Raw genomic sequence first — 24,121 nt, 5'->3', positions numbered from 1 at the left:
TTTATTTTCACGTAAGAAAAATATTTGTAAAAAAATTGGCACGATTTTGATACTCGAAAAATTGCAAATAATCGCCTCTAGTAAATCCGGAATGCTAGTCCTTATTTGAAGCCTATAACCTTTTATTAATTTTTTAAAAACTTACTTTATGAGAAATCTTAATTTCTTTATGATGGCATTCCTCGCACTTACTATTTTCGGCTGTAAGAAAGCTGATTACTCTGCCGCGGAGGCTGTAGATTCTACCGCAGTTGCGGTAACAACGACCGATTTAATTGAAGAGGAAAATTATATTCCTGATGCAAATACAGAAAGCTATGCAGGATTAGAAGAAAATCCGTTTGAATCTCCACTAAAAGAACCACTATCCACTTTTTCTATCGATGTTGATAATGCATCGTATACCAATATCCGCCGATTTATAAACGAAGGACAGAAAGTTCCAAAAGACGCAGTTCGTGTCGAAGAAATGATCAACTTCTTTAAGTACAAATATCCACAGCCAGATGGCGAGCATCCGTTTGCGATTAATACAGAATACAGTGACTGTCCGTGGAATAAAAACAGCCGACTGCTTAAGATTGGTTTGCAGGGAAAAAATATTCCAATGGCAAATTTGCCGGCTACTAATCTGGTTTTTTTAGTGGATGTTTCTGGTTCTATGGATGAACCAAACAAATTGCCTTTGCTAAAAGAATCTATGAAGGTTTTAGTGAAAGAGCTAAGAAGTATTGACAAGGTTTCCATCGTAGTTTATGCGGGATCTGCGGGAGTAGTTTTAGAACCAACTTCTGGAGATAATAAAGACGAAATTATGGATGCTTTTGACGATTTGCACGCAGGCGGAAGTACAGCAGGAGGAGAAGGAATCGAATTGGCGTATAAACTCGCACAGCAAAATTTTATTAAAGACGGAAACAATAGAGTAGTAATAGCTACAGATGGTGATTTTAATGTTGGCGCTTCTTCTGATGATGATATGCTGAAATTGATTGAACAAAAAAGAGAGTCTGGTGTTTTCTTAACTGTTTTAGGTTTTGGAATGGGAAATTACAAAGACAGTAAAATGGAAATTTTGGCCGACAAAGGAAATGGAAATTATGCTTACATCGATAACATTCAGGAAGCAAATCGTTTTCTTGGAAAAGAATTTAAAGGATCTATGTTTGCTATCGCGAAAGATGTAAAAATCCAAATTGAGTTTAATCCGAATCATGTTCAAGCGTATCGATTGATTGGTTATGAAAACCGAAAACTAAACGCAGAAGATTTTAAAAATGATAAAATTGATGCAGGAGAATTAGGCAGCGGACATTCGGTTACGGCTTTGTATGAGATTGTTCCGGTAGGTGTAGAGAGTGACTATGTTACTTCTGATTTAAAATATACTAAAACGCAGAAAGTTGCTGAAAATCATAGTGATGAGTTGGCTACGGTAAAGTTTAGGTATAAAAAACCTGATGGCAATAAAAGTATTGAAATCGTAAATGTTATAGCAGATAAGAAAACTGACTTAGAAAATAGCTCTCAAGATTTCAAATTCACAACTGCGGTTTCTTGGTTCGGACTAAAATTACGCGAATCAAAATATATTGCCAACAGCTCAAGTTCGGATATCAAAAGATTAGCAAAATCTGGTTTGTCAAATGACGAAGATGGTTACAGATCTGAATTTGTTAGATTGGTTGATGCGGTGAATTAATTATTAAATTCCAAATAATTTAAAATCCCAAATTCCAAAACAGTAATTGGAATTTGGGATTTTTATATTTAAATATTTTAAAACTTTATTTCACTTCTTTAATTGTAGAAGAATCAATCCAACCTTGAGTTCCATCTGTTAGTTCGATTTTTTTCCAGCCAGCAACACTTTCCAAAACATAAACTTTTGCGCCCTCATGCAATAAAATAATTCCATTTGAAGATTTTTGAGGTTTGTGTCTTACTTGGCTTAATTCAGAAAATACAATAGCAACACGATCGTTTTCAAAATGACTTTTTTCAGACATTCCGGCAGAAATGCTTAAAGCAAAAGCTACTAAAATGATAAACATTCCGACAAAATAAATTCTTTTTGCCAATGTAGCATTTGAAAAATAATATCCTATAAAACTTAATAAAAACACAAAACCAAGTGCAACAGAGATTTTAGCCCAAACATTATAGTCAAAAATTGAAGTAAAGTTCTGAATCAGTTTGGCAAAACCTACTTTCGGAACTTCTTTGATTTCGTCAATCGTCAGTTTTTTGGCAAACTTTAAATTGTTTAAAGTCTCCGGATCGTTTGGTTTGAGAACCAAAGCTTTTTCATAATTATAAATCGAAGGTGCAACCTGATTTAGTTTGTAATAACAGTTTCCAAGATTAAAATACACTTCGGCAGAATGTAATTTATCTTCTTTTATAATGTTCTCATAAACTTGCGCAGCTTCTTTATATTGCCCTTTTTGGTACAATGCATTAGCCGATTCAAAGCGACCTTGCGCAAAGAAAACCTGCGAGATGAATAAAAAGAGATATAGTATGTTTTTCATTTTCTTTTTTAATAAGATTTTCAACTTTGCGAACTTAAAATCGACGCAATCTAAATCAATTTTCTTAGAGAACTTTGCGGTAAAAAAAAATTAAACAATCTGTTTTTCTAATTCAGAAATAATCAAAACAGCTTTATCATAATCCTGCTGAATTGAAGCGCTTGATGCTGGTGCATAACGTGCAAACTCACAGTTTTCGGTCAAAGCAATAAAATTCTGAACCGTTTCTGCATTTGCATTTCTAGACAATAGCAATTCTCTAATATTGTCTTTGCTCATTTCTGAAGTTTCAATATGCAGTTTAGCTTTCAAGAAATTATGCATTGCTTTTTCTAATGCGATATAGAAAGGCTCTTTGTTGTTAAGATGTTTCTTCGCTTGCGATAAATATTTCTTAGCCAGTTTATTGTTCATTCTAATTCTATTTCCAGTAACATCACTATCCATAGCTTCTTTTTTCTTTCTAGCTAAAATGATGATCGGAATAATGATGAATGGAGCAAACAATAATCCTAAATAAAGACTTGAATCGTAAAAATCTTTTTTCTCAACTGGAATTAATGCTGTTTTAGATTTAATATTTTTGAATTGATCTGCTTTGGCCACAATATTTTTAGAAGCTGCTCCTGTATTTGCCTCAGCAGGTGTTGGCCCGTCTAAAACATCAATCATAATTTCTTTTGAAGTGATCGTTTTATAAGTTCCGCTACTCAAATCAAAATACGAAAACTGCATTGGTTTAATGGCATATTTTCCTCTGTATTGAGGAACAATCGTATACTTATCTGTAATTCTTCCAGACATACCTGTTAGAGAAGTTGTTACACTCTCATCATGAACAGGATCATACATTTCTAATGCATTTGGAACAACTGGTTTAGGAAGCGTGAATAATTTCATGTTTCCAGTTCCTTGTGCACTTACAATTAAATCAAGCCCTTCGCCATTTTTAAGCGTTGTTTTTGATGGAGTAACTGTAAAATTTAATTTTCCAACTGCGCCTGTAAATCCTTCTGGTTGAGTGCTTTCAGGAAGCGGTCTTACATTGATTGCTTTAGCTCCAGCAGTAACTATTTTATTACCTTGTGTCGTAATCATTTGACCAAACATATCACGACGATTAGAAGCCATTTCTATTTCAATATCTAATGAAAGAGGATCAATAGTAAGTCTTCCTGATTTCTGAGGGTATAAAATCGTCTTTTTTAAGATTACATAGTAAGCCTGTTGACCTTGATAAGATCCTTGTTGTACAGAAAGTTGTTTTACATCAATATTCTGATTCCAGAAATCATTGTATTTAGGTTTTGCTAATTCTTTAAAACCATTAACACCAATATTATTAAAATACAATTTATAAACGACTGTGATTGGTTCGTTTAAGTACGGATTTGTTTTTGAGATTTCTGCAACAAGTTCCAATAATTCATTTCCAGATCCTTGAGGTCTGTCATTTGGATCTCTTTCTTGAGCAACTGCATTGGTTACTGTAACTTTTATCGGATTGGTTTTGTAAACCTGGCCATTAAATTCTATTGCCGCCTGTTTGATTGTAATGGATCCTTTTCGCTCAGGCTGTATGATATAAGAATATATTTTTTGAAAAGAGCTACGACCATTTATCCAAGACTGGCTAATCTGTTGGCTTGGTCCCGCAACCATTTTAAATCCATCGAAAGAAGGTTGCTCGAAATTATCTCCGTCCACATTCATGATGAAGTCTATGCGGAGTCTTTCATTTATTCCAAGCGAGTTTTTGCTGACTCTGGCTTCAAATTGTACTTGAGCCATAAGTCCTTGAAAAGTGATTAGAAATAGAATTAAATATCTTTTCATTACTTGTTTTAGTCGTTGTTTGTTTAACTGTTTAATCGTTTAACCGTTTTGTGTACTAACAAATAAACGATTAAACGATTCAACTTATTTTACCAGTCTTTTTCTGTTTTCTTAGGACTACCTTTTACTTTTTGAGCGTTTACTTTGTCCTGAATTTTCTTTTCTTCATTATTAACAGCATCTAATAAATTCTGAACACGTTCTTTTGATATTCCTCCAGGCTGTGGTTTTGGCTGGCCTTGATTGTCTGATTTATCGTCTTTTTTAGGATCATTTTGGCCATCTTTTTTGTCTTTGTCTTGATCGCCTTTATCGTCTTTTTTATCCTTGTCCTTATCTTTATTTTTGTCCTTGTCTTTATCTTTGTTTTTATCCTTATCCTTGTCTTTGTCCTTATTTTTATCTTTCTGATCGTTTTTAGGAGGATTTTCTTTTAGCTTTTGTTTGGCATAAGCATAGTTGTAACGCGTTTCTTCATCTGTTGGATCGTTACGAAGTGCTTGCTTGTACGCTTCAACTGCCTGCGTATAATCTTTCTCTTTCATGAAAGTGTTTCCAAGATTATGATAAGCCTTGTGTTTTTCAGGTCTCGTTTTGGCATTTTTTATCGCTTTCGCGTAAGCAAATTTAGCTTCCGAAACTTGATTTTGTCTATAAATGGTATTTCCTAAGTTATAGGCCGCTGCAGATTTTTTAGGAAATTTTGATTCCGAAATTCTATAGTTTGCCTCAGCATCAGTAAATTTATTCTGCTTATATTCTTCATTCCCAACAGGCAATGATTTGTCTTTTTCTTGTGCAGCAACTGCAAAAGAAACGGTTAGTAAAATATAAAGGAGTAAATTTTTCATTCTAGTTTTATTTTTTTTCGCCACGAATTTGCTTCGCCTGTTCACTATCGTTCGGGTCACAAATTGGCACTAATTTTTTTTTATCATTATTTTTGAATTTCACAAATTAAATAATTGTCTTTCGTGTAAATTCGAGTAATTAGTGGCTGACTTTTTTATTTCTTTTCATTAAATAAATCCAACTCTTTGATCCAGCTTGTTTTTCTTTCTAATAAGAAAATGTCTAGGAAAAGCAATAAAAATGCAAATCCGATGAACCATTGAAACTGCGATTGAAACTCGGCCATTTGCGTAGCTTCAAATTCTGTTTTCTGAATATTGTTTAAAGCATTTTTTACATATTCTAAAACTTCTTTTGTGCTTCCGCCGTAAACATAACCACCTTTTGTTGCTTTTGCAATTGTTTTTAAACCTTCTTGATTTAATTTGGTGATTACTGTTTCTCCGTTCTGATCTTTTTGATAGCCTCTTACAACACCATTTTCTTTTAACGGAATTGTTCCTCCTCGTTCTGTACCAACACCAATTGTAATGATTTTCATTCCCAATTTATTGGCTTCTTCTGCCGCAGCAGTCGCACCTTCAGAATGATCTTCTCCATCAGAAATTAGAATTAATAATTTGCTGGTTTTGCTTTTTTCATCAAAATAAGTCGAAGACAATTTAATCGCTTCGTCCAAAGATGTTCCTTGAGACGAAACCATTCCTGGGCTCATGCTTTGCAGGAACATTTTAGCAACGCTGTAATCTGATGTGATTGGCAAAACAGGGAAAGCGCTTCCTGCATAGGCCACGATTCCGATTCTATCGCTTCCTAAATTGTTGATGATCTGCGAAACCAACTGTTTGCTTTTATCCAAACGGCTTGGAACAACGTCTTCTGCCAACATACTTTTAGAAACGTCGACAGCAAAAACAATATCAATACCTTCTCGTTTTACGGTTTCCATTTTGGTTCCAATCTTCGGATTTACCAAACCAATAATCAAACAGGTAAGAGCTAGAAGAATGACTACAATTTTTAAAACAGGTTTAAAAACCGATTTCTCCGGACTCAATCTTTTTACCATTTCTAAATCACCAAATTCACGTTGTGTTCTTCTTTTCCAATACATATTGAAAAGGAAAATACATACCACAATCGGGATGAGTAATAAGAGATATAAATATTTTTTTTCGTCTAATTCCATAAATATTTTTAAAATTCCAATCTCAAATTACTGTTGAGATAAATTCCAAATTCCAAACTTGTTTTAAACTCCAATTCTAAAAATTTCAAATTCCAATTTGTTATTTGGAATTTCATTTTTGGAATTTTTTGATTTTGAAAAAATCAAATGAAGCTTCTATAAACTGTATTTCTTAATCCAACTTCAAGCAATAATAAAAAGCCAGCAAATAAAACAAAAAACCTGTACTTTTCATCATAATCATAGAACTTCAATTCTTGAATTTCTGTGGTTTCCAATTTATTGATTGAGTTGTATATTTCTGCTAATTTATCGTTGCTGGTAGCTCTAAAATAAGTTCCGTCTGTTTTACGGGCAATACTCTTCATCAATCTTTCGTCGATTTCAACTTTCTGCATTTTAAACAAGAAACCTCCGTTTGGCGCGTAAGCATATGGTGATTCTGCCATTCCGTTTGTACCAAGACCGATTGTATATACTTTTATACCGTATTGTTTTGCAATGTCAGCTGCAGTTTCAGGTTCGATAAATCCAGCATTGTTTACACCATCAGTAAGCAGAATGATAACACGGCTTTTTGCTTTACTGTCTTTTAGACGGTTAACAGCGGTTGCCAATCCCATTCCGATTCCAGTTCCATCTTGTAAAACAGTATCATATTTAATTCCTTTTATGGCTTCAAGAATAATGGCTTTATCACTGGTAACTGGAGTTTTAGTATAAGCTTCAGAAGCGTATAAAACCAAACCAATTCTGTCGTTTGGTCTTTCTCCAACAAAATCTGCAGCCACTCTTTTTAAAGCTTCCATACGGTTTGGCTTTAAATCTTTTGCCAACATAGATCCAGAAACGTCAATTGCCATTACAATATCAATTCCTTTTGTTGTTTTAGTCTGGTTACTAATGTCTACCGTTCTTGGTCGAGCCAAAGCTATAATCAAAGAACATAAAGCAAGAATTCTGAAAACGTATAAAGCAGGTTTGAATTTTGTCCAAAACGATTCGCTGTTTTGAAATCCTGCAGTCGAACTCATTTTTAAGGTAGCCGATTGCTGGTTGCGTTTCCAGAAAAACCAGATTATTGCAATCGGAATTAATAGAAACAACCAAAGAAATTCTGGATTTAAAAAAGTGATCTTGCTCATTAGTTGTTTGCTCTTTGAAGTTCAACAGAATTTAGTATTCGGGTCGTGATTTCATTGGCATATGTATCGCCTTCTTCGTGCAGAATCATGATTTGCTGTAAACCTTGATCTTGTTTGAAAAGCAGTAATTCATAATATGCTTTTGTACTCGTTTTGGTTGCTGGATTCAAAACAGTCATTGTTCCGTAACCTTTTATTCCCTGAATACCTTCGTTTGTTTGAAAATCTTCTTGTTTTACAATAATATTTTGTCCGCCTTGAGCTTCAATGATTTTTAGTGTGCCTTCAAGCGTTTTGTTTAAGTCAATATCGGTTGGCTGTTTAAATTTAGATGTAGAAACCGTTACATAGAAATTGTCAATCAGGCTACCATATGTAAAAAGCTGCATTTCTTTGATAAGAGCCATCGCTTCTTTTGGAAGTGCTTTTTGTGCGTCTAGTCTTTTTAAAACCTTTGGAGTTTCGATAAGAACGGCTGGATTTCCGTAAGCACTTTTTACCCATTCGCCTTCTAATAATTCTTTTGAAGGGTGGCCAATTATATTGTCTTTTACGTAATTGAACCCTTTGGTAACCACAAAGAAAGTTGTTGTGGCAAACAATAAAAGTATGATAGTCGCAACAGCATAGCCAATTCTTGCGTTACGCTGTTTTTTAAGCTGTGCCTGAATTTGTTTTTGTCTTTGCGCTTCGTTTAACAATTGATCTTCGATATCCTCAGGAACTTCTGTCGGGATAGCATTATCAAGTGTTAAAATTACTTTCTGAATCTTATTTTTATCTTCTTTAATTTCAAAATCAAGCGGTTTTGATTTCGCAAATTTTACTAAATCGGCCTGACGTAAAACACGTTCCAGATTTTCAACTGTTTCTGGTGTCAGCGTCATTTTCTTTTGAGTCGATGCTGTTCTAATTGCTGCAATTAACTCAGAAGTTGTACTTTCCATTGCTGGAATATGAATAGCTTCTTCAATGTAGTTACGAGCAATATCAGTTAGTTCACTATAGTATTCTTTAATCTCACCTTTTTGAACCAGTTCTTTTTGCTCTAAGTTGTTTAATAAACTAGTCGCTTTTTCGATAGGTGTTTTGTAAACTTCCTCTTCGATTTTTTTCAGCTGGCGCTTTTTAACGTACCAATAAACAAAAGCTCCGATTCCGATAATAGCTAAAGCAATTAAAACATAAATCCACCAATTGCCGATTCCTTCGTCAACAGTGGAAATATCTTTAATGTCGTACATTTTTTGCTGTAAAGTGTCCACTTTTACATTGGCAACTTCAACTTTAATCGAATCGCTGTAAAAAGGCTTTTTGTCTATTAAAATCTTAACACTTGGAATTGTATAACGACCAGAATCAAACTGAGTTAAACCATATTTTTTTATAAGTTCGTAATTAGTAGCATCTTTCTTAACCGTATCAATTGGATACGATTGAATAACTTCTAACGGGCCAATATTTTTAAGTTTCGGAAATTCAACTTTTGCTGTTGAAGTTACAACTGTTTTCAAGGTCAGTTTGAACTCGGCACCAATTTTATTTTTGGTAGTATCAATACTTGTTTCCACTTGTTTCTGCTGAGCAAAAATCATAGTAGAAAAAAGCAATAAAAATATATAAAGTTTAAATTTCATTTGATTAACGATTGAAGATTAACGATTTTTGATTTTTGATTTTTCCAAGGATTGTCAATAGTTTTCTAAAATTGTAATCTTTAATTTTTATGAATTATTTTTTGATGTTTTAATACTTGAAATGAAATTGATATTAACTGATTCACTTCTTCTTTTGCTTTCAAGATTTTATAAAAAATCAAAAATCTTTACCTCGATTTAAAATAGCCTAATAGTTTAGTAACGTAATTTTCGTCTACTCTGGTATTTACAATTCCTGCTCCAGATTTACGGAAGGTATCTTTAAAGTAATTTAATTTCTCCTGATAGTGCTTCTCATAATTCATTCGAACTGCTTTAGAGCTAGTATCAACCAATTGTATTTTTCCTGTTTCAGAATCCAGCATAGAGACCATTCCTAAATTTGGAATTTTTTCTTCGCGCATGTCATATACACGAACTCCAATAATATCATGTTTTTTAGAAGCAATTTTTAAAGTATGCTCGTAAGAGTCAGACATAAAATCGGAGATCATAAAAACGATGGCTTTCTTTTTTTGAGTTCCAGATAAAAACTTCAAAGCTTGAGCGATATCTGTTTTGTAGCTTTTTGGTTCAAATTCAATCAATTCGCGAATGATACGAAGTACGTGCGAACGTCCTTTTTTTGGCGGAATATATAATTCTACTGTATCAGAAAATAAGATTAAACCAATTTTGTCATTATTCTGTGTAGCAGAAAAAGCCATCGTTGCCGCAATTTCGGTTACGATGTCTTTCTTAAATTGATTTTTAGAACCAAAAGATTCCGAACCCGAAATATCGACCATTAAAACCATGGTTAATTCGCGTTCTTCTTCAAAAACTTTAACGTGAGCTTCGTTGTAGCGTGCGGTTACATTCCAATCGATGTTACGAATATCATCTCCGTATTGGTATTGACGCACCTCGCTAAACGTCATTCCTCGTCCTTTAAATGAAGAGTGGTATTCTCCCGAAAAGATATGATTACTCAGTCTTTTCGTTTTGATTTCTATTTTCCGTACTTTTTTTAAAAGCTCTTTTGTATCCATTTTTTTTAGTGTTCAGTGATCAGTTAGAAAGTGATCAGTCAAGTCCAAATTCCAACAGGTCTTTCTGTCTTTATTAGTGTTCAGTTAAAAGTATTAGTAGGGAACTGAATACTAAAAATCTGAACACTGAGCACTTTTTTTAAGGTACTTCAATCTCGTTAACGATTTTGTTGATAATGTCTACAGAAGTAATGTTTTCTGCTTCTGCTTCGTAAGTGATTCCAACTCTGTGGCGCAATACATCGTGAACAACTGCACGAACGTCTTCTGGAATTACATAACCGCGACGTTTGATGAAAGCATAGCATTTTGCAGCATTAGCCAAGTTGATACTTCCACGAGGAGAAGCTCCGAAACTGATAAGCGGTTTTAAATCGGCTAATTTGTATTTTTCTGGGTAACGTGTAGCGAAAATAATATCTAAGATGTATTTCTCGATTTTTTCATCCATATAAACTTCACGAACCGCTTCCTGAGCACGTAAAATCTGATCAACAGAAACTACAGGATTTACTTTTTCGAAAGATCCTTTTAAGTTTTGACGAATTACGAAGCGCTCTTCATCAATTTTTGGATAATCAATCACAGTTTTTAGCATAAAACGGTCAACTTGCGCTTCAGGAAGTGCGTAAGTACCTTCTTGCTCAACTGGGTTTTGTGTTGCTAATACTAAAAATGGACGATCTAATTTGAAAGTTGAGTCACCAATTGTAACTTGTTTCTCCTGCATCGCCTCCAAAAGTGCTGACTGAACTTTTGCAGGAGCACGGTTAATCTCATCGGCAAGTACGAAATTGGCGAAAATCGGTCCTTTTTTAATTGAAAACTCGTTTGCTTTAATATTGTAAATCATGGTTCCGATAACATCGGCAGGCAATAAATCTGGTGTAAACTGGATACGGCTGAAAGAACCTTGCACCGCTTGAGAAAGCGTATTGATGGCTAAAGTTTTTGCCAGACCAGGAACTCCTTCCAATAAAATATGCCCTTGTCCAAGTAATCCGATCAATAGACGCTCGACCATATGTTTCTGACCCACAATAACTTTGTTCATTTCCATTGTAAGAAGGTCTATAAAAGCACTTTCTCTTTCAATTTTTTCATTTATCGCTCTAATGTCTAAAGTCGTTGTATTTTCTTCCATATAAATATTTTTAAAACCTTGATTTTAACGCCTAATTTTTGAGAGTGCAAATTGAATATTTTTTGATAAGTAAGATGTTAAAGAATGGTTAAAACTTCGACCAATGACTTAATTTTAAGGACTAATTGTGAATCTATTTTTATATTTTTAAGAACTTTGATGATTATGTTTTATAAAAGCATAATTATTACCAAAAATAACGCATAATTATTATGAGCAAAACAGTCTTATCGCCTATAATTTCGGGCACTATGAATTGGGGAGTTTGGGATAAAAACCTTACAACCAAAGAAATGGAAAACATGATACAGGTAAGTATCGAAAACAAAATTACGACTTTTGATCACGCGGATATTTACGGTTCGTATACGACCGAAGCCGATTTTGGAAAAGCCTTTCACGCAAGTAAGATTGCCCGTGAAAAATTACAACTAATTACCAAGTGCGGAATTCAGATGATTGCTGAAAAACGCCCTGAAAACAAAATCAAACATTATGATTATTCTAAAGACTATATTATTAAGTCTGTAGAAACTTCTTTGAAGAATTTAAAAACAGATTATGTAGATGTTTTTTTACTTCACAGACCAAGTCCTTTAATGCAGGCTGATGAAATCGCAGAAGCAGTAGAAAAGTTAAAAGGCGAAGGGAAAATTATCGATTTTGGTCTTTCAAATTTTACAAGTTCTCAAACCGAATTAATTCGTAGTAAAACAGAAGTGAGCTATAATCAAGTGCAATTTTCGGCAACGCATTATGAAGCAATGACAGATGGAAGTTTAGATTATATGCAGACGCATGGAATTCGTCCGTTGTCTTGGAATCCGCTTGGAACTGTTTTTAGAGAAGACACCAAAAAAACACGTCGTCTGAAAAAACTGTTCTCTGAGTTGGTAGAAAAATACCATTTAGGTTCTGACACTTTATTATTGGCTTGGATTTTAAAACACCCAGCAAAAATAATTCCTATTGCAGGAACAGTAAACATTGCCAGAATTCAGTCTTTAATGAAAGCAGTTGAATTGGAAATGGATAACCAAGATTGGTTTGCTATCTGGACAGAAAGTATGGGCGACGATGTGCCTTAATTTGTGCTATTCTGAAAAATGATATACCTAGAAAATTTTGAAAAAAAAGATTATTCAGAATTGATCGATTCTGTCAAAAATGCCAAAGATTTAATGCAATTTGGCGGACCAGAATTTGCTTTTCCTCTAACAGAAGAGCAGATAGATAAAACGCTTTCTGATGAAAATAGAATTGCTTTTAGAGTTGCAAATATTTCTAATGGCAATACTATTGGACATTGTGAGATTTATTTTTACGATGGTTTTGCAAAATTAGGACGAATCTTGATTATGGATAAAAACCAAAGAGGAAAAGGAATCGGCGAGCAGATGGTTACTTTATTGCTGCAATATATTTTTGAAAACAGAAAAGAAAGAAATATTGAGTTGAATGTTTTTGACTTTAATATCGGAGATCAAAAGTGTTATGAAAAAGTTGGGTTTACTTTAAATCCCGATAAAAAATACCTAAGAGAAGTAGATGGAGAAACCTGGACGGCGCTCAATATGGTATTGAATTTAGAAGAATGGAAAAATAAGAATTGAAATATTCTACAGATTAAAGACATTCACAGATTTAGAAGTCATTTTTAATTCTTTAAATGAATAACCATAAAAAAACAGCTATTCTACTTTTCAGAATAGCTGTTTTTTATGTTTTAGAGTTTTATTCTAAAATCAGAGTGTTCATGTTTGTGATTTGCCCGTTTACGACCACCACATTAGGAACAATTAAAGCAGGCAATTGTGAACTTACATCAGGTGTAATGGTTACAGAATAAGTTCCCGCCGGAATACCATTTAGCTGAAACACTCCTAGCTCATCTGTATAAGCTGAAACAGTTGTGTCTCCAACCTGAACTGATACTAAAGATTGGAAAGTAAAAGGTGTTACAATTCCTTTGATTATTCCAGATGTTGCATTTGTAGAAACTCTAATTACAGGATGTAAATTGAAGTTGCCAGAATTACCAGCTTCTACAACTATAGAATGCTCTACATCAAAATCTAATAAAAAGTCATAAGTTGCGCCAGCTGTCAATGTTTGGTTAACTTTTAATTTTAAACCCGATTGTTGAGCACTTGGTGTTTTTAAAGGATAAGTTGTGCCGTCTTTAACAACAGTATTTTTATCTCCAAGAATTAATCGAATTTGGCCTAAATATCCAGATGGCACTTCGTTATCTGCCAAAAGTACATTTACACCACCAGTTAAATCCAATAAATTATATACTCCAGGTTTAATATTTCCTATACTAACCCATCCATCTTCGCCAGTTTCAGAATTGCTTTTAATTTTAACGTCTAAAACTTCAACGTTTACCTGATCGTAATCACCCGGTGCATCTGTCATTCGTACACTTACTTTTGAAGTTTGTGAACTATCATTATTATCACTACTGCTACAGCTTGCTAGAAATAGAGTAGATAATGACGCCAAGAGAAAAATTCTAAATTTGAGGTTTACAGCTTTCATAAGTCTCTTTGTTTTTAAATTAGTAAATTTATAACGCAGAACGAACTTCATTTAGTGCTTTTATGCCGTAATTTTGTGTTGAATTAATCTAATCTTTAGATAATTGGGTTTTGTATAAAGTATAAAAATTGAACTTTACAATTGACACGTTACTTTAATCTGTGTCAAAAAAATAAATAATTTAAAATGAAAAAAACAGTTTTAATTACTGGTGCTACGAGCGGAATTGGAAAAGCGACTGCTCAGATTTTAGCAAAAAACAATTATAAAGTGATTCTCTGCGGAAGACGTATAGACCGCTTAGAAGAACTTCAAAATGAACTTTCAGCTTTTACTGAAGTGCATTCTTTAGCATTTGATGTTCGTGACAAAGAAGAAGTTTTAGAAAAAATAGGTTCTCTGCCAAACGATTTTTCTACAATCGATGTTTTAATTAATAACGCTGGAAATGCTCACGGTTTAGATCCAATTCAGAACGGAAATTTAGACGATTGGGATGCCATGATAGATATTAATGTAAAAGGACTTTTATATGTGTCAAAAGCGATAATTCCGCAAATGGTCGAAAGACAATCGGGTCATATTATTAATATTGGTTCAACTGCGGCAAAAGAGGTTTACCCGAACGGAAATGTATACTGCGGTTCTAAGCACGCCGTTGATGCCATTACAGCAGGAATGCGAATCGATTTGAATCCGTTTGGAATTAGAGTTGGTGGTATTCATCCAGGAATGGTGGCAACAGAATTTAGTGAAGTCCGTTTTAAAGGAGATGTTGAACGAGCAGCAAATGTTTATAAAGGATTTGATCCGCTACAGGCAGAAGATATTGCCGATATTATTCACTTCATGGTTTCGAGACCTTATCATGTAAATATTGCCGATTTGGTTGTTATGAGTACAGCACAGGCGTCTTCGACGATTGTAAAGAAAAATATTTAAATAAAATCGAATGTAGAGACGCACAGTAGTGCGTCTTTTTTTTAATTTTAAGTTTTAATAAATTAAATTAGTGCGAATTAGTGCAATTCGTGGCAAAATAAAACCGACATGATTAATAAGCGCCTTTTAATTAAAAATCTACTCGCTCATAATGACGAAAGTAGTTTTTATGATAAGAAAAGGCAATTGAATCTTCATTCCAGAGAAGGAAAAGGAAAGTTCTTAAAGCACATTTGCGCATTATCCAATTCCAATCCAAACAATAATTCTTATATCGTAGTTGGAGTAGAAGATCAGGATAACGAAATTGTAGGTGATGACTTCTTTGATGATAGCCGAATTCAAAATCTGGTCAACGCTTTCTTAGAAAATCCACCGAAAATTCAATATGAAAACGTTCCTTTTCCCAACCTTCCAAAAGATAAAGTAATCGGTCTGGTTACCATCAAACCAAAAAGTAAAATTTCTTACTTTAAAAAAGGAATTCACACCATTCTTGCTAATAGTGTTTTTATAAGACGTGGCAGTAATTCTATTCCTTTAGAGGAACACGAGGAAATTGAAAAAAGCAATCAGAATACAGAAACCGTAATTGGAATAGAAAATAGTTCTCGAAATAGCATTCAATATACTTTAGACGGAGTTATTGATTTTATGAATTTCAGACATAAAGATATGTCTCCGAAATATCGTGTTTTCAAGGAATTGTTTGTAATCTGCTGGGCTGGAGTCCCGAAGAAACTTAGAGATATAACTTATTTGTCACGTGTTGATATTGAATTGATAAACGAACAGATTAAACTTTTTTATTCTGCGCAAGATGTGGTTACGATCGATTATAATGATGATACTTTTACGATAACAGAGTATGTGCCGCTTGGTTTAAATGACAAAACGAGTTATTATCCGTTAGAAGAGCAAACAATTCATTTTTTTGATAACGGATATTATAAAATTGATCGTCAAATGCTTTTTCAGCCACCTGAGTTTAACCGAAAAATGCTGCATCATATTTATAATTCTAATATAGCGCTACTTAGAAAATTGGAAAAAGAGATGTCGTTATCCGAGCGCGAAATGAAAGATCTGGAAAACCTTCCTTCTACTTTTATGATTTGTTATTTGAATGGTTTTGAAGATGCCAGACAGAAGTTAATTGATGCAAAGTTACTTCTGAAACCTTATAAAAATATTTATTCTTCTTTTAAAGAGGCTTTGAGGGTTTTGCGTAAAATGAAATATGATGTGCAGTAAGAAAGGTTCTGAGCTGCTGAGATACTAAGGTTCTAAGGTTTTTCTGTAGAGACGCACTGCAGTGCGTCTAACACAATCTTTGTCGATATGCTGGATTTAGACACACTGCAGTGCGTCTCTACGATAATATACAGGAACTAAATTAAATCGTTTGATTTATTTTTTCTATTGAAAATTCAAATACTTTTTTACTTCTTCGTACGGAAACACAAGTTCTTTTGGACCGTCTGCGTAAGATGCGGCTTCGTATGAGTTATAGTATAAAAGTAAACCTTGAGAAGTATAAAAAATGTTTTGAGGAAGTTGAAACTTATCGTTTTCAAACATTAAACCTGTAGCATTAATATTGGCTTTTTCTGGAATTTTATATTTTGATCTAAAAGTTTTTTCGGCGAAAGCTTTAAACTCATTTTCGTTTTTAAATAACTGTTTGTTGAAAATGGTTTTCCCAGTTTTCTTATCAAACAATAATGATCGGTAGCCTTGATAGCCGTGAGCGCCGCCAGTAAACGTATAATGGTCGATTTTAAGGTTTAAAACTTGATCAGAATCAAATTCGACATTTCCAATAATTTTTGCTTCCCAGCCAAAAGTATCATTTGGGAATTTTTGATGCATTTCTTCGTATGAGGTAATAAACGATTTTGCCAACGATTTATAATCATCGACTTTTACTGAATCTTCTTCGAAAAATACAATCTCTTTTATAACAGCAAAAACTTTTTTATTAATGCTGTCTGATGTTACTTTAATATTTTTAGCAATAGGGACTTCTATCGTGATTTTTGGGCAATCATTTGTGCACGGTACAGTAGATTTCTCTTCAAACGTTTCATTTTCAAATGAAAGCTCTTTTTTGCAACTTGTAAAAATCAAACACAAAAAGAGTATAAATAAGTAATTTTTCATATCAAAAAGTGTTAATTATCTACAAAGGTAAGAAGTTGTGTCGCGATAAAATAAATTAAGCGGTAAATTTGTAAAAGAATTTAGGAATTTAAATTTATAACTATATGAAATTCAATACAAAAGTAATACACGGCGGACAGCATCATGATCCAAGTACAGGTGCAGTTATGCCGCCAGTATATCAAACTTCAACATTTGTGCAAACAAGCCCAGGGAAACCTTTGGCAGATTACGAATATAGTAGAGCTTCAAATCCGACTCGTACTGCTTTAGAAGACGCTTTGGCAAGTATTGAAAACGGAACCCGCGGATTGGCATTTTCGTCTGGTCTTGCAGCTACAGATTGCGTTTTAAGATCGTTTAAAGCTGGAGACGAAATCATTGCGATGGATGATTTATACGGAGGAACATACAGAATGTTTTCTCGTGTTTACAAAGATTCAGGTATCAAATTTCATTTTGTTGATATGACAAATATCGAAAAATTGAAAAGTTTAATTAACGAAAATACTAAACTGATCTGGGTAGAAACACCAACCAATCCGTTGATGAAATTGGCGGACATTCAAGAAATAGCAAAAATCACTCAAGAGAAAAAAATTCTTCTTGCTGTAGATAATACTTTTGCAACTCCTTATTTACAGAAACCTCTTGATTTAGGAGCTGATATTGTAATGCATTCGGCTACAAAATATTTAGGAGGACATTCTGATGTTATTGCTGGAGCTTTAATTGTAAAAGACGCAGCCCTTGGAGATCAATTGCATTTTCAACAATTTGCAACAGGAGCAACTCTTGGGCCAATGGATAGCTTTTTGGTTTTAAGAGGAATTAAAACTTTGGCTTTAAGAGTTCAGAGACACTGTGAAAATGGAGAAAAGGTGGTAGAATACTTAAGTAATCACCCAAAGATTAAAACAGTTTATTATCCAGGTTTAAAAAATCATCCGTTTCACGAAATTGCTAAGAAACAAATGAAAGCGTTTGGCGGAATGGTTTCGTTCGATTTCAAATCTGGTAAAAAAGAAGATTCGATTGCGTTTTTAGAAAAACTGAAAGTATTTACATTGGCTGAATCTCTTGGTGGAGTAGAATCATTGGCAAATCATCCAGCTTTAATGACGCACGCATCGATTCCTGCCGATAAAAGAGCAGAGGTGGGTATAACTGATGATTTGGTCAGATTAAGTGTTGGTATCGAAGATGCAGAAGATTTAATCGCAGATTTGGAGCAAGCGCTTTCTTAAAAAAGAAATTCCAATAAACTAAAATCCCAAATTCCAATTTTGATTACTTTGGAATTTGGGATTTTTATATTTTGGTTTTAATTTTTTTTAGTATTCTAAATAGTAGATATATCCGAAATTAAACCAAACCTGCCAATCGTTAGATTTGTTTTCTTTGTAAATATCTTTGTTTGGGTTTAATCCGTCGATCCAGTCTGAGTTGTACATTTGAAAACGAGTTTCAAACATTAAATCGCTCATTTTTGTTAATTTGTAATGAACTCCCACGGAAGCTGTTGCAGATAAAACTACGCCAGTCTCAGTAGAAAATCCATGTGCTCGTCCGTCAGACGGAGTTAAGTATTTTCCTGGAGTATTAGCAGGAAGTGTAATGTCTCCTAAACGCGATCCAATTTTTGTAGAATAATAACTTGCTTGAATACCCAAAGCTCCATACGGACTGAAGCTACCAACTGTGTTTTCAAAATCGTGAATTTTCATAAAAGGAGAAAATTCAATCTGTGCGCCCAAATTTACTATACTTGAGCTTGCGTGCATGTTTCTTAATTGCGTAGCAAATATCCCATTAGGTTTATGTTCAACCCATTGGCCATGATGCTTTAAGGTAGTTTTACTGTATGACAGATCAGATCTTACTTTAAAATGTTCTGTAAAATAATTTTCTCTATTGTTATTGGCAGAGAAGTTTATAAAGTGCATGATTCCAATGCCAAAGCCTGTATTTCTGATGTTATTATCAAAGTTGTTTCTTTCTCCAAAATCGGACTGTAAAGTAACGGGTCCTGCATAGATTCCGATCTCTTGAGCCAATCCTTGTGCTGATACAGCAGTTGAGATGCCCAATAAGGCAAATAATGTGATAAATAGGTGCTTAGGCATTTTTTAGGGGCTTACAAATCGAAGCAAATATATAAAAAACCTAATCGATTCAAAATATTAAATTGCTGTATTGAAAAATAAGTAACAAAATACTTAATTTACTAACTTTTAAAAGGTGATTTGCATGTAAACACCTACATGAAAAATGTGTTTTTTTTGGAATGTTTGAAAAAACCACAAATCGTTTCAAAAAAGTGAAAAATGTAACATCGAATCATTATTTGCTATATCTTTGTCAGTTAAAACGAAAACGTTTTCTTAAACAGGTTTTCTTATTTTTATAAGAGTAAAAATTAAATCTAAATTATCTGAAAATTTATTTCAAAGATGGAACAAAAAATAAATGAGTTTATGGCTCTTGTTGAGTCAAAAAATCCAAATGAGCCAGAATTTCTTCAAGCAGTTAGAGAATTTGCAGAAACTGTAATTCCGTTTATATCTGAGCGTAAAAAATATGATGGAAAGAACATTCTTTTGAGAATCGCTGAACCAGAAAGATCAATAATATTCAGAGTTCCGTGGGTAGACGATAAAGGAGAAATTATTGTAAATAGAGGTTTTAGAATTCAGATGAACTCTGCAATTGGACCTTATAAAGGAGGGATTAGATTTCACCATACAGTAAATCTATCAGTTTTAAAATTCCTTGCTTTCGAACAAGTTTTCAAAAACAGTTTGACAACTCTTCCAATGGGTGGAGGTAAAGGAGGTTCTGATTTTGATCCAGAAGGAAAATCTGATGCAGAAATTATGCGTTTCTGCCAGTCATTCATGACAGAATTATGCCGTCATATTGGTCCAGATCTTGATGTTCCAGCTGGAGATATTGGTGTTGGAGCAAGAGAAATTGGTTATTTGTTCGGACAATATAAAAGAATTAGAAATGAATTTACAGGAGTTTTAACTGGAAAAGGTTTGGCTTATGGTGGTTCATTAATCAGACCTGAAGCTACAGGGTATGGAGTAGTTTATTTTACAGATCAAATGCTTCGTACTATCGGGCATGAGATTAAAGGTAAGAGAGTAGCTATTTCTGGTTTTGGAAACGTGGCTTGGGGAGTAGCTTTAAAAGTAAATGAATTAGGAGGTAAAGTGGTTACAATCTCTGGACCTGACGGATACATTTATGACGAAGAAGGTATTTCTGGAGAAAAAATTGACCATATGGTTGAAATGAGAGCTACCGGAGATAACAGAGCAGAAAGATATTTAGAAAAATATCCAAATGCGATATTCCATAAAGGGAAAAGTCCTTGGGAAGTAAAAGTAGATATCGCTATTCCATGTGCTACTCAAAACGAATTAAACGGAGAGGATGCTAAGAAATTAATCGATAATGGCGTTTTATGTGTGACTGAAGCTGCAAACATGCCTTCTACATTAGATGCTATTAAGCTTTTCTTAGATAATAAAGTATTATTCGCGCCAGGAAAAGCTGCAAATGCTGGTGGTGTTGCTGCTTCTGGATTAGAAATGACTCAAAACTCAATCCGTTTGAACTGGACTAGTGAAGAAGTCGACTTGAGATTGAAAGAAATCATGATCGGAATTCATAACCAATGTAAAAAATACGGTGCTGAAGAAGACGGATATGTGAACTACGTAAAAGGAGCAAACATTGCCGGATTTGTGAAAGTTGCCGATGCGATGCTTGCACAAGGTGTTGTTTAAGATTTACTTACTACTATAAAAAATACCCTCGATTATCATCATAAGATATCGAGGGTATTTTATTTGTGCTAAAAATTAAATAAAATCTCGTTTGTAGTATATTTGCGATAATCGAATACATTAAATGATGAAAAAAGTATTTTTCTGCAGTTTGTTTTTACTTCTCATTCAGTTGTGCGAGGCACAAGGCGAACTGTCTTGGCAGGGATATTTTTCATTTAATGAAATAAAAGATATTTCTGAGTCGGCTACGAGCGTATTTGCTGCTTCAGAAAATGCATTGTTTTCAAAAAATACAGCAACAAATATTCTTAAAACTACGACCACCGTTGACGGACTATCAGGTCAAACCATTTCTGCGGTTTACTATAGTGAGACATTCAAAAAAACAATAATCGGCTACGAAAATGGCTTGATAATTTTGATTAATGATGTTGACGGAAGTATTCTAAAAGTAGTTGATATAATAAATAAACAATTGCCAGCAAACACAAAAAAGATCAATCATTTTATGGAAGATAATGGATTGGTTTATGTTTCCTGTGATTTTGGAATTGTGCAGTTTAATTTGAAAACTTCACAGTTTGGTGATACTTATTTTATTGGTGATAATGGCGTTGAAATAAGCGTTAAACAAACCGCTATGTTTAACGGATTTATTTTTGCAGCAACATCGGGTGGTATTAGAAAAGCAGATAAGACAAATGCCAATCTTATAGATTACAAGCAATGGTCGGTAGTAAATAGTGGAAATTGGTCTAGTTTAGAGGCTTTAGATGCTGAGCTTATTGCAATAAATGATTCTGGATACATTCATAGATTCAATTCAAACACATTTGTTGGTTTTTTGCAATTGCCTCAGGCAGCTGTAGATACAAGAGCAAAAAATCATAGTTTATTTGTTACCACTGCCAATACGGTTTATGTTTATAATAATCAGATGATGCTGAACCGACAAATTACAAATTCTGAGGTTTTAGATAATACTTTAAATTTTAGCTGTGCAACGGCAGTAGGAAATCAGATTTTTATTGGAACAAAAGAAAAAGGATTATTTGTCTCTTCTCTTAATACTATTGCTGCTTTTGAGAATAATACGCCTGCGGGGCCTGTTCGAAACAATATTTTTGCCATAGATGCAGGTTCAAGTGTTTTGTGGGCGGTTTATGGCGATTATGATGTTTCGTATAATCCTTATCCTTTAGATAATTACGGAATCAGTAAGTATAATGCTTCAGGATGGCTGAATATTCCATATTCTGAAGTGTATGATGCAAAATCAATTACAAGAGTTCTTGTTAATCCAAACAATGAAAAACAAGTTTATGCAAGTTCTTTTTTTTCTGGTTTGGTAAAAGTTGAAAATGATGTTCCGAGTTTTTTATACAATGAAAAAAATAGCGGTTTAGAATCTTTAACAACAGGAGATCCAAGCTATATTGATATCCGTATCAATGCAACGGCATTTGATAAATCTGCAAATCTTTGGGTAACAAACAGCCGAATTAAAAATGGGCTCAAAGTTCTAAAAACAAATGGACAATGGGGAAGTTATGCGATGACTTCTATTTTGGATAATGCTGAAGAAAGTAATTATTCAAGTTTGGTTATTGATCGAAATAATGTCAAATGGATTGGAACCAATAAAGATGGAGTTGTTGGTTTTAATGAAAGCGGTAATGTCTTCAAAAAAATGACTTTTGGAGTTGATGCGGGAAATCTTCCAATTGCAGATGTCAGGGCATTAGCTTTAGATACAAAAAATCAGCTTTGGATTGGGACAACAAAAGGTTTGAGGGTTTTGTCTAATGTTGGAAGTTTTCAGTCGGAAAGTCAGCTAAAAGCAAATGCAATTATTATTACAGAAGACGATTTGGCTCAAGAATTATTATATGAGCAGTTTATCACTTCTATTGTAGTTGACGGCGCAAACAATAAATGGATTGGAACTGCCGATTCTGGAGTTTTTATGGTTTCGCCAAATGGTCAAGAAACCAAATATCATTTTACCATAAATAATTCTCCATTACCAAGCAATTATGTAAATGACATCAAGATAAATGCTAAAACGGGAGAAGTTTTTATTGCAACCAATAAAGGATTAATCTCATTTAACGGAATCGCAACAGGAGCAAACGATGACTTGAGCAATGCATACGTCTATCCAAATCCTGTGCGCCCAAATTATACTGGAACAGTAAAAGTTGCTGGATTAATTGATAAAGCCAATGTTAAAATTACTGATATAGAAGGTAATCTGGTTTTTGAAACAACCTCTTCTGGAGGAACAATAGAATGGGACACAACAGCTTTTGGCAAATACAAAGTGGCTTCTGGTGTTTATATGGTTTTTATTTCTGCCGAAGATGGAGGTGAAACTAAGGTTAAAAAAGTAATGATAATTCGTTAGTATTCAGTCGCAGTTTTCGGTCACAGTCACAGTTTTTAGTTTTGGATAGAAATCTAAAATCTAAAATCTACAATCTAAAATTAAAAATGCTCGTTAAAACCAAAGCCATAGTAATTTCATCATTAAAATTTCAGGAAAAAAGCTTGATTGTAAAATGTTTTACACTTTCCAGCGGACTGAAATCTTATTTTGTGCGTGATGCTTTTTCTAGCAGAAAGGCAAGTCAGAAGATTGCCTATTTTCAACCGTTTTCGATTTTAGAAATTGAAGCTGTCCATAAAAATAAAGGCACGCTTGAAAATTTTAAAGAAATAAAAACGGCGGTTCCATTTCAAAGCATTCACACGGACATTGTGAAAAGTACAATGGTAATGTTTCTTTCAGAAATGCTTCATTATTCCATTCAAGAAGAAGAGAAAAACGAACAGCTTTTCTTGTTTTTAGAAACGGCGCTAACTTGGTTGGATCATCATGATGAAATTTCTAACTTTCATTTAATACTCCTCTTAGAAATTACAAAATACCTCGGTTTTTATCCTGATTTGTCAGAGGTTAATCTTCCTTTTTTTGAGATGAATGAAGGGATTTTTACTCTTTTTCAGAATGGGAATGTACTTTCGGAACATGAAACCAATCTGTTTAAAAAACTCCTTGACTTAAAGTTTGATAATGATCAAAAAGTTTTTCATGTTTTGGAAAGACAAATTCTGCTGAGAATTCTGATTGATTATTACAGTTTGCATTTGGAGGGATTCAAAAAACCTAAATCTTTAGAGATTTTAAAGGAAGTTTTCTCTTAAATCACGAAAAAAGATATTATTTGTTGCGGAATATACTCAAAATTTCCAAGAACTGGTCTTTTTTACCTTATCTTTT

General features: G+C 33.7%; 20 protein-coding genes. 9 read left to right on the top strand and 11 right to left on the bottom strand.

The window, feature by feature from the left end:
• Positions 1-148 precede the first annotated feature (148 nt).
• Positions 149-1,702, top strand: a complete 1,554-nt coding sequence (locus DM397_RS10685; RefSeq protein ID WP_111377520.1) for a vWA domain-containing protein — start codon at positions 149-151, stop codon at positions 1,700-1,702.
• Between the two features lie 85 nt (positions 1,703-1,787).
• Here DM397_RS10685 and DM397_RS10680 read toward each other — a convergent pair whose 3' ends face one another.
• The 8 genes from DM397_RS10680 to DM397_RS10645 all read right to left on the bottom strand — a co-directional run bounded on the left by DM397_RS10680 (position 1,788) and on the right by DM397_RS10645 (position 11,389).
• Positions 1,788-2,534: a tetratricopeptide repeat protein gene (locus DM397_RS10680; protein ID WP_111377519.1), complete on the bottom strand. Its 747-nt coding sequence runs from the start codon at positions 2,532-2,534 to the stop codon at positions 1,788-1,790.
• Between the two features lie 90 nt (positions 2,535-2,624).
• Positions 2,625-4,370 (bottom strand): BatD family protein, encoded by a 1,746-nt coding sequence (locus DM397_RS10675; protein ID WP_111377518.1) that lies wholly within the window; start codon positions 4,368-4,370, stop codon positions 2,625-2,627.
• An 89-nt stretch (positions 4,371-4,459) separates the two neighbouring features.
• On the bottom strand, positions 4,460-5,221 hold the full coding sequence (locus DM397_RS10670; protein WP_111377599.1) for a tetratricopeptide repeat protein: 762 nt from the start codon (positions 5,219-5,221) through the stop codon (positions 4,460-4,462).
• 155 nt (positions 5,222-5,376) lie between these two features.
• Positions 5,377-6,411 carry a vWA domain-containing protein gene (locus DM397_RS10665; protein ID WP_111377517.1) on the bottom strand — a complete coding sequence of 345 codons (1,035 nt, stop codon included), beginning with the start codon at positions 6,409-6,411 and terminating at the stop codon, positions 5,377-5,379.
• A 143-nt stretch (positions 6,412-6,554) separates the two neighbouring features.
• Positions 6,555-7,556, bottom strand: a complete 1,002-nt coding sequence (locus DM397_RS10660; protein WP_111377516.1) for a vWA domain-containing protein — start codon at positions 7,554-7,556, stop codon at positions 6,555-6,557.
• A complete protein-coding gene (locus DM397_RS10655; RefSeq protein ID WP_111377515.1) occupies positions 7,556-9,193 on the bottom strand; it encodes a hypothetical protein in 1,638 nt (545 codons plus the stop codon). Before DM397_RS10655 ends, DM397_RS10660 begins: the two co-directional genes overlap by 1 nt.
• 188 nt (positions 9,194-9,381) lie before the next feature.
• On the bottom strand, positions 9,382-10,245 hold the full coding sequence (locus tag DM397_RS10650) for a DUF58 domain-containing protein (protein ID WP_111377514.1): 864 nt from the start codon (positions 10,243-10,245) through the stop codon (positions 9,382-9,384).
• 139 nt (positions 10,246-10,384) lie between these two features.
• Positions 10,385-11,389, bottom strand: a complete 1,005-nt coding sequence (locus tag DM397_RS10645; protein ID WP_008465328.1) for an AAA family ATPase — start codon at positions 11,387-11,389, stop codon at positions 10,385-10,387.
• 212 nt (positions 11,390-11,601) lie between these two features.
• On the opposite strand from DM397_RS10645, the gene DM397_RS10640 reads away from it, so the two are divergent.
• Complete coding sequence (locus tag DM397_RS10640) at positions 11,602-12,477, top strand: aldo/keto reductase (RefSeq protein ID WP_111377513.1); 876 nt, start codon at positions 11,602-11,604, stop codon at positions 12,475-12,477.
• A gap of 18 nt (positions 12,478-12,495) precedes the next feature.
• Positions 12,496-13,002: a GNAT family N-acetyltransferase gene (locus DM397_RS10635; RefSeq protein WP_111377512.1), complete on the top strand. Its 507-nt coding sequence runs from the start codon at positions 12,496-12,498 to the stop codon at positions 13,000-13,002.
• A gap of 121 nt (positions 13,003-13,123) precedes the next feature.
• On the opposite strand, the gene DM397_RS10630 is transcribed toward DM397_RS10635, so the two are convergent.
• The gene (locus DM397_RS10630) at positions 13,124-13,933 is read right to left on the bottom strand and encodes a DUF4382 domain-containing protein (protein WP_111377511.1); all 810 of its coding nucleotides are present in this window, start codon (positions 13,931-13,933) and stop codon (positions 13,124-13,126) included.
• 186 nt (positions 13,934-14,119) lie between these two features.
• On the opposite strand from DM397_RS10630, the gene DM397_RS10625 reads away from it, so the two are divergent.
• Both DM397_RS10625 and DM397_RS10620 read left to right on the top strand, forming a co-directional pair.
• A complete protein-coding gene (locus DM397_RS10625; RefSeq protein WP_111377510.1) occupies positions 14,120-14,875 on the top strand; it encodes an SDR family NAD(P)-dependent oxidoreductase in 756 nt (251 codons plus the stop codon).
• A 108-nt stretch (positions 14,876-14,983) separates the two neighbouring features.
• The gene (locus DM397_RS10620; RefSeq protein ID WP_111377509.1) at positions 14,984-16,129 is read left to right on the top strand and encodes an ATP-binding protein; all 1,146 of its coding nucleotides are present in this window, start codon (positions 14,984-14,986) and stop codon (positions 16,127-16,129) included.
• A gap of 165 nt (positions 16,130-16,294) precedes the next feature.
• Here DM397_RS10620 and DM397_RS10615 read toward each other — a convergent pair whose 3' ends face one another.
• Complete coding sequence (locus DM397_RS10615; RefSeq protein ID WP_111377508.1) at positions 16,295-17,038, bottom strand: DUF3298 and DUF4163 domain-containing protein; 744 nt, start codon at positions 17,036-17,038, stop codon at positions 16,295-16,297.
• A gap of 104 nt (positions 17,039-17,142) precedes the next feature.
• Between DM397_RS10615 and DM397_RS10610 the strand changes: the two genes are divergently transcribed.
• Entirely contained in the window at positions 17,143-18,285 is a 1,143-nt protein-coding gene (locus tag DM397_RS10610; RefSeq protein WP_111377507.1) for a cystathionine gamma-synthase, read from the top strand.
• A gap of 87 nt (positions 18,286-18,372) precedes the next feature.
• On the opposite strand, the gene DM397_RS10605 is transcribed toward DM397_RS10610, so the two are convergent.
• On the bottom strand, positions 18,373-19,164 hold the full coding sequence (locus DM397_RS10605; RefSeq protein ID WP_111377506.1) for a THC0290_0291 family protein: 792 nt from the start codon (positions 19,162-19,164) through the stop codon (positions 18,373-18,375).
• A 327-nt stretch (positions 19,165-19,491) separates the two neighbouring features.
• On the opposite strand from DM397_RS10605, the gene gdhA reads away from it, so the two are divergent.
• From gdhA to recO, 3 genes are all read left to right on the top strand, one after another.
• Positions 19,492-20,835, top strand: coding sequence for an NADP-specific glutamate dehydrogenase (gene gdhA / locus DM397_RS10600; RefSeq protein ID WP_111377505.1), 1,344 nt, complete (start codon positions 19,492-19,494; stop codon positions 20,833-20,835).
• Between the two features lie 127 nt (positions 20,836-20,962).
• A complete protein-coding gene (gene porZ, locus DM397_RS10595) occupies positions 20,963-23,245 on the top strand; it encodes a type IX secretion system anionic LPS delivery protein PorZ (protein ID WP_111377504.1) in 2,283 nt (760 codons plus the stop codon).
• An 86-nt stretch (positions 23,246-23,331) separates the two neighbouring features.
• Positions 23,332-24,045: a DNA repair protein RecO gene (recO, locus tag DM397_RS10590; RefSeq protein WP_111377598.1), complete on the top strand. Its 714-nt coding sequence runs from the start codon at positions 23,332-23,334 to the stop codon at positions 24,043-24,045.
• The last annotated feature ends 76 nt before the right edge of the window (positions 24,046-24,121 follow it).

Origin of the sequence: Flavobacterium nitrogenifigens (assembly GCF_003254565.1) — a bacterium.
GTDB classification, from domain to species: Bacteria; Bacteroidota; Bacteroidia; order Flavobacteriales; family Flavobacteriaceae; genus Flavobacterium; species Flavobacterium nitrogenifigens.
This window is presented reverse-complemented; position numbering and strand designations above follow the sequence as displayed.

Coding starts and splice junctions, on each gene's coding strand:
- DM397_RS10685 (WP_111377520.1), top strand. CDS start 149: ATGAGAAATCTTAATTTCTTTATGATGGCATTCCTCGCACTTACTATT.
- DM397_RS10680 (WP_111377519.1), bottom strand. CDS start 2,534: ATGAAAAACATACTATATCTCTTTTTATTCATCTCGCAGGTTTTCTTT.
- DM397_RS10675 (WP_111377518.1), bottom strand. CDS start 4,370: ATGAAAAGATATTTAATTCTATTTCTAATCACTTTTCAAGGACTTATG.
- DM397_RS10670 (WP_111377599.1), bottom strand. CDS start 5,221: ATGAAAAATTTACTCCTTTATATTTTACTAACCGTTTCTTTTGCAGTT.
- DM397_RS10665 (WP_111377517.1), bottom strand. CDS start 6,411: ATGGAATTAGACGAAAAAAAATATTTATATCTCTTATTACTCATCCCG.
- DM397_RS10660 (WP_111377516.1), bottom strand. CDS start 7,556: ATGAGCAAGATCACTTTTTTAAATCCAGAATTTCTTTGGTTGTTTCTA.
- DM397_RS10655 (WP_111377515.1), bottom strand. CDS start 9,193: ATGAAATTTAAACTTTATATATTTTTATTGCTTTTTTCTACTATGATT.
- DM397_RS10650 (WP_111377514.1), bottom strand. CDS start 10,245: ATGGATACAAAAGAGCTTTTAAAAAAAGTACGGAAAATAGAAATCAAA.
- DM397_RS10645 (WP_008465328.1), bottom strand. CDS start 11,389: ATGGAAGAAAATACAACGACTTTAGACATTAGAGCGATAAATGAAAAA.
- DM397_RS10640 (WP_111377513.1), top strand. CDS start 11,602: ATGAGCAAAACAGTCTTATCGCCTATAATTTCGGGCACTATGAATTGG.
- DM397_RS10635 (WP_111377512.1), top strand. CDS start 12,496: ATGATATACCTAGAAAATTTTGAAAAAAAAGATTATTCAGAATTGATC.
- DM397_RS10630 (WP_111377511.1), bottom strand. CDS start 13,933: ATGAAAGCTGTAAACCTCAAATTTAGAATTTTTCTCTTGGCGTCATTA.
- DM397_RS10625 (WP_111377510.1), top strand. CDS start 14,120: ATGAAAAAAACAGTTTTAATTACTGGTGCTACGAGCGGAATTGGAAAA.
- DM397_RS10620 (WP_111377509.1), top strand. CDS start 14,984: ATGATTAATAAGCGCCTTTTAATTAAAAATCTACTCGCTCATAATGAC.
- DM397_RS10615 (WP_111377508.1), bottom strand. CDS start 17,038: ATGAAAAATTACTTATTTATACTCTTTTTGTGTTTGATTTTTACAAGT.
- DM397_RS10610 (WP_111377507.1), top strand. CDS start 17,143: ATGAAATTCAATACAAAAGTAATACACGGCGGACAGCATCATGATCCA.
- DM397_RS10605 (WP_111377506.1), bottom strand. CDS start 19,164: ATGCCTAAGCACCTATTTATCACATTATTTGCCTTATTGGGCATCTCA.
- gdhA (WP_111377505.1), top strand. CDS start 19,492: ATGGAACAAAAAATAAATGAGTTTATGGCTCTTGTTGAGTCAAAAAAT.
- porZ (WP_111377504.1), top strand. CDS start 20,963: ATGAAAAAAGTATTTTTCTGCAGTTTGTTTTTACTTCTCATTCAGTTG.
- recO (WP_111377598.1), top strand. CDS start 23,332: ATGCTCGTTAAAACCAAAGCCATAGTAATTTCATCATTAAAATTTCAG.